This window comes from Suilimivivens aceti (genome assembly GCF_025567405.1).
GTDB classification, from domain to species: domain Bacteria; phylum Bacillota; class Clostridia; order Lachnospirales; family Lachnospiraceae; genus Suilimivivens; species Suilimivivens aceti.
In genome coordinates this window covers 1-5,421 of sequence record NZ_JAOQKJ010000021.1, presented here as the reverse complement: position 1 = coordinate 5,421, position 5,421 = coordinate 1, and the positions used below count along the sequence as shown (strand labels likewise).

Below are 5,421 nucleotides of genomic sequence, written 5' to 3'. Positions count from 1 at the left end.
ATTTAGTACAGAACGTGCCAAACAGGAAAATGAGAGTATAAATCCATATATGGCAGATACGGATTTTAACGAAAAAGCATTTGATATGATTGGTCCGAATGCTCCGCAGGATGTAAAAGATGCATGGATGGAAGCAGCGAAGGAAGTAAATGCGAATGGTATGGGAATAAAGAAAAACGGAATGTTGAGCCATATATCACAGATGATGATACAAAGGCTGAATAAGCAGATGAAGGGCGAGGGCGATGTGGATAACATCGACATTTTGGGAAACACAACAGAATCTGCAATTCAGGCAACGAAACAGGCTTTATATAATTTAGACCATCCACTGGAATATGTTCCTAAAAGCATAGAAGTTCAGAGGGCTTGTATGAAAGAGAGAGAATTCTATGTTGCGTTTCTGGAAAGATTGGAAAAGTTATAATTGACTGGAACAGAAACGGAAAATGACAACGATGAGACATATATAAAATTATTTAGGAGATAACATATGAGTGATAGTACCCTTCACATTGGAACTCTTGCTTCAAACAATGTAAATAATATTGTAAATGATACAAGTAAATATGATGAATACAAAGAAAAAGTAAAGGAGTTGGAAAAAGAACTTCAAACCCGGAAAGACACCTTTGAGAAAATGACAGAACCACTGGTATATGTATGTGACTGCTATCAAAAATTTAATGTAGTGACAGGCATGCCGAAAAGCACATTCGGAGATTCTTTTGGCTATGCAATGCAGAAAGAGATTTCGGATTATATGCAGGATTTTTATGCTGGAAAGGTGAGCAGAGAGGATCTTGATTCTTATTTTGAGAAATGCTGTACTTCCATGCGTACTTACAGGACCGGGCAGCATCAGACATCCGGAACCAATGAAGCAGATAATACGCAGATTGTAAGTGAGATGTATGAGGTTTTTGCAAAAGAAAATGCAAGGGCGGCAGGTCAGGCGAACTATCAGGAAGGAAAAGCATTGAATGAAAAATACTATTCTGATGGTCACAGTGATTGGACTTATTATAATTCAGATTATTACTATCAATGCAATGACACCAATGCGGCATTAAGAGAATCTGTCCGGAAGATGACGGAAAAATGGGAATTGGACGGGATTGACTGTGATGAAATCGAAGCAAATTCTAGCCTTACGTTAGACGGTGGTTTTGATTTTAACAGTATATGGAATTCGGATTTCAGAAATCAGGTCGGAAGGAGCAGTCTGGCAAAGGAATCAACGATACCGCCTGAGAATTTTAAGATGTTTTTTAAGGAACAGGTAACGTCTTTTACAGAGGAAAATAAATTTAATGGTAATCTGAAAATAACAATCGGAAAGAGCAATTTCGATTTAGACGTCCCATTTCAGACATTACGCACCGGATCGGAAGGCGAAATCCGTAATGTATGGGATTTAATGGAAGATTATTATTCGGATACTAAAGACAATTCTAAAGTCAAAAATTTCCTGAGAAATATGTCTGTATTTACGCGATGGTATTCGTATGAAACAGGAATCAATAACAGATTCGGTGATTATGAAGTATCACGTAATTAACGGAGTTTGGATAAGATGAACGATCAATTTATACAAGGAGTCATATTCGATTGGGATAGAATTGATAACGATAGTTATTTAAAGAGAATTGAGGCTTTTGGGGGTGTTAAAAAACTTGATTTCAACAAACCGGTTACTTTTTTTGTTGGAGAAAATGGCAGTGGCAAATCCACTTTATTGGAGGCAATTGCCGTAGCACATGGTTTTAATCCTGAGGGTGGAACAAAGAATTATGTTTTTTCCACGCATGATACACATTCAGAATTATGTGATGTGATAAGAATTTCAAAAGGCTATCGGAAGGAAAAATGGGGATACTTTCTTAGAGCCGAAAGTTTTTATAATGTTGCAACGCAGGAAGAAGAATATGCAGATTTTAAACATCCTTCGGCTAAATATCACGAGAAGTCACATGGAGAGAGTTTTCTTGCGTTAGCACAGAATAATTTGCGGCCAAATGGTTTGTATCTTTTTGATGAACCGGAAGCTGCATTGTCACCTCAGAGACAGCTTACATTGTTAATGCAAATATATAGATGTGCAAAAGAGGGAGCGCAATTTTTTATAGTTACACATTCGCCTATTCTGTTAGGCATACCGGATGCAGATATCTATTGTTTTGATAATGGAAGCATACATTTATGTGAATATGAAGAAACAGAGAGTTATCAAGTGACAGAAATGTTTATAAACAATAGGCAGATGTTGCTGGATAAATTGTTGATAGAGTAAAGAAACAATGTGTTAGGGCACAAATATGATAAAAACAAAAAATATTTCAGAAATGTTGACTTTTTTAATTGAGGAGTATCGTTTTAATAAAAATACTCTTTCAAAATATTTAGAAATAACTGAAGAAACAATAGATGGAGTAGTAATGGGCAATGTGGAATGTTTGCCAGATGATCCTGCATTGCGTCTTAAAATACTTAGTAAAGCAGGATTTCTGTATTTTGGAGCGATTGAAGATAAGGATAAGCAATTAAGCGGTTTTTTGGAAGTGCTTGTTTCCTATCATGGCATATCCAAGCTAACGATAGCAAAAATGGCTGATGTTGAGGAACAGGATATTGACAGGCTTTTAGCCAATCCGCCAGAAAAAGTTGAAATTGAAGTAAAATATAAAATTGCTGTGACTGTTATGGAACTGCGATTTTGGCTAAAGGATTGTGAGTTACCAATATAATCATGTGGTGCTTGGGAAACTGGTGGAATAACAGGAAATGTAATTAGAATAAAGAAAGATAGAAGGCGAGTAGCGGATTGGTGTCTGCTGCTCACTTTTCGTTTATGGGGATATGTCGCAATACGACTTTTGAAGTGTTGTATTACAATCTGTTTTCGGGTATTTCTCGTTGGTATCATTACCATAAAAGCGAGGTGAATTCCATGAAAACAGAGAAGAAGGAAATCAATATACAGATTGGAAAAAGGTTGCAAACCGCCAGAGAAAACAGTGGATATACGCAGGAAGTTTTTGCAGAGACGCTGGATGTAGGGGTAGAGCATTATCGCAAAATCGAAAGTGGTGTCTATGGTTTACAGCCGGAGAAAATGCTGATCTTGTATGAGAAGTACAGGATTGAGCCGACTTATCTGGTTACGGGGGATACAAATCATAAGGTTGATATTGAACTGTTCCTTGCAAACTGTAGCAGGGAGGAACGGGATGCATTTATAGACCGTATGCTTGCGTATATGAGAAAGCTGATGACAGGCCGTTAAAGCAGCACAGTCTCCGGGATGTATATTTGATCAATATATTTTGAGAAGGAGACGATTTATGAGGGTAGCAATCTGCGATGATAATCAGCAGGACATTGAAAGGATCAGACGCTATACACTGCGTATGATCGACTATGCGGTGGAGTATGTGTTTTATACCAGACCGGAAGAATTATTGAGGGAATGTGCAGATGCGGAGCAAAAGCCGGATATGTACATTCTTGATATTGAGATGCCTGGAATGGACGGACTTGCGGTGGCAAAACAGATCCGTGAGACAGATTCTAAGGCGTTGCTGGTGTTTCTTACCAGCTATACCAAATACATGCCAAGTGTATTTGAAGTTGTCACATTTGATTTTATTCCAAAACCAATCTCAGAAGAAAGGCTCCGTGTGCTGTTTGAGAAGGCAGGGACCTATCTGAATCTGACCAATCAGAGTTTCTCATTTAGTTACCGCAGGGTGCGGTACAGTCTGAAGTTTGACGAAATCCTGTATCTGGAAAAGCGGGGGCGTCAGGCGATAATCCACACAAAGAAAATGAAATATCAGTCCAACATGAACCTGAATGAAATATGGGAGAACCTGGACGAGCGCATGTTTGCCGCCGTTCATGGCTCTTTTATCGTTAATTTGAAACATGTTCATTCCGTATCCAGCGGCATGGTCATGCTTACAGACGGCACAGAGCTGGGAGTGACAAGAGGGTACCGGAAGGAGCTGACGGAAAAGCACATAGCGTTTGTGCAGGGAGGAATGTGACATGGCATTATATGGGGTGAGGCTTGTCATAAATCTTTTTGACCTCTGCATTTACCGCAGATATTTAGAGGAGTTCATCGGAAACAGAAAAACTTCCATGGAGTTTTCGGTCCTTCTGCTGATAGTGTGCGAGCTGATTGGAAGTGCGGTGAACCAGATGGGGATAAGCTGGCTGAATTTTGTGACGATGGTTGCAATTCTCTGTGTATATGTCTGCCAGTATGAGGCAGGGATTGCAAGCAGGCTGATTGCGGTTCTGCTGTATATGGGGATTATGGGAGTTGCAGAACCATTAGGATATTTGTTTAATAAGGCATTCATGGAAAAGGTGTTGGACGATACCACGGTTTCATATTATTTTATCGTGTTTTTTATGGCACTTTTGAAAGCAACTATTGTGGAGGTGTTTTGCAGACTGAAATCTAGAAGAAGCATTCGACTATCAGCAATGCCAAAAGAAACGCAATATATGTTGACAATGATACCTTTATGCAGCCTGATCAGTTGCTTTTTACTGATAGAGGTTGCAAAAGAATTAATCTCGGCACAGATGGTCGTGCTGTGCATGTGCATCATCTTTGTCATTATCATCACAAACTATATCATCTTTCTGATGATTGAAAAGTATACGACAGTGGAAGAAAAACAGCACGAAGAGGAAATGATCCAGAGGGAAATCTTATACCGGAACGAATACTATCAGGACATGGAACGGTATCAGGAACAGATACAGGACATCCGGCATGATATGAAGAACCGGCTGACGGGACTGCTCGCAGCGGCGGAACAGGGAAGTGCGGAACTGATCAAGGACAGACTGCAGGAAGTATTGGGAGATATCCGGCTGGCAGAAGAGATCATTTATTCCGCAAATCCTGTGGTGAATGCCATATTAAAAGTAAAAAGCATAAAGGCAAAAGAGAAAGAGATACCGATGCAGGTTACAACGCTGCTCCCCCAGAGAGTATCCGTGGATATCGGGGACATGGGTGTTCTGTATGGGAATCTTCTGGATAATGCGATAGAGGCAGCAATGGCAGTGGAACAGGAAAAACGGTATGTTCATGTAGAATCAAAGTTTCAAGAGGGCAGACTGCTTTTATCCATTAAGAACAGCAAGCCATCCGGGACAAGTTCCTATCGACAGACAAGCAAAAAAGATAAAATAAAACACGGCAGGGGAATCCGTTCAGTGCGGAAAGTGGCAGAAAAATATGGCGGGGAGCTTCTGTTAAAGGATCAGGGGGAACATTTTGAGGCAGCCCTTCTGCTCAATGGAATCACAACCTCAATAGTTTTTTGAAATTCCCGTGTGAGGGGGAAAGTTGATTACAAACAGAATAAATTACAGCAGTGAAAGTGACGATACAAA

Annotated in this window: 7 protein-coding genes; all 7 read left to right on the top strand. The window is 39.8% G+C overall.

Translation table 11 applies throughout. The features are described 5' to 3' along the window. The coding region (locus OCV77_RS15715) for a hypothetical protein (protein WP_262575932.1) at window positions 1-427 on the top strand (427 nt) is incomplete at its 5' end. Between the two features lie 66 nt (window positions 428-493). Continuing rightward, the gene (locus tag OCV77_RS15710; protein ID WP_148447539.1) at window positions 494-1,561 is read left to right on the top strand and encodes a hypothetical protein; all 1,068 of its coding nucleotides are present in this window, start codon (window positions 494-496) and stop codon (window positions 1,559-1,561) included. Between the two features lie 15 nt (window positions 1,562-1,576). Further along, window positions 1,577-2,293, top strand: a complete 717-nt coding sequence (locus OCV77_RS15705) for an AAA family ATPase (RefSeq protein WP_148447541.1) — start codon at window positions 1,577-1,579, stop codon at window positions 2,291-2,293. A 25-nt stretch (window positions 2,294-2,318) separates the two neighbouring features. Then, window positions 2,319-2,747 carry an HTH domain-containing protein gene (locus OCV77_RS15700; RefSeq protein WP_227061846.1) on the top strand — a complete coding sequence of 143 codons (429 nt, stop codon included), beginning with the start codon at window positions 2,319-2,321 and terminating at the stop codon, window positions 2,745-2,747. 203 nt (window positions 2,748-2,950) lie between these two features. Next, window positions 2,951-3,286, top strand: a complete 336-nt coding sequence (locus OCV77_RS15695) for a helix-turn-helix domain-containing protein (protein WP_118266037.1) — start codon at window positions 2,951-2,953, stop codon at window positions 3,284-3,286. 58 nt (window positions 3,287-3,344) lie between these two features. Further along, on the top strand, window positions 3,345-4,049 hold the full coding sequence (locus OCV77_RS15690; protein WP_148449031.1) for a LytR/AlgR family response regulator transcription factor: 705 nt from the start codon (window positions 3,345-3,347) through the stop codon (window positions 4,047-4,049). A 1-nt stretch (window position 4,050) separates the two neighbouring features. Continuing rightward, complete coding sequence (locus OCV77_RS15685; protein WP_148449030.1) at window positions 4,051-5,352, top strand: sensor histidine kinase; 1,302 nt, start codon at window positions 4,051-4,053, stop codon at window positions 5,350-5,352. Window positions 5,353-5,421: the final 69 nt, after the last annotated feature.

Bases quoted from the DNA above. Each gene is read 5' to 3' on its own strand.
- OCV77_RS15710 (WP_148447539.1), top strand. From the start codon at position 494: ATGAGTGATAGTACCCTTCACATTGGAACTCTTGCTTCAAACAATGTA.
- OCV77_RS15705 (WP_148447541.1), top strand. From the start codon at position 1,577: ATGAACGATCAATTTATACAAGGAGTCATATTCGATTGGGATAGAATT.
- OCV77_RS15700 (WP_227061846.1), top strand. From the start codon at position 2,319: ATGATAAAAACAAAAAATATTTCAGAAATGTTGACTTTTTTAATTGAG.
- OCV77_RS15695 (WP_118266037.1), top strand. From the start codon at position 2,951: ATGAAAACAGAGAAGAAGGAAATCAATATACAGATTGGAAAAAGGTTG.
- OCV77_RS15690 (WP_148449031.1), top strand. From the start codon at position 3,345: ATGAGGGTAGCAATCTGCGATGATAATCAGCAGGACATTGAAAGGATC.
- OCV77_RS15685 (WP_148449030.1), top strand. From the start codon at position 4,051: ATGGCATTATATGGGGTGAGGCTTGTCATAAATCTTTTTGACCTCTGC.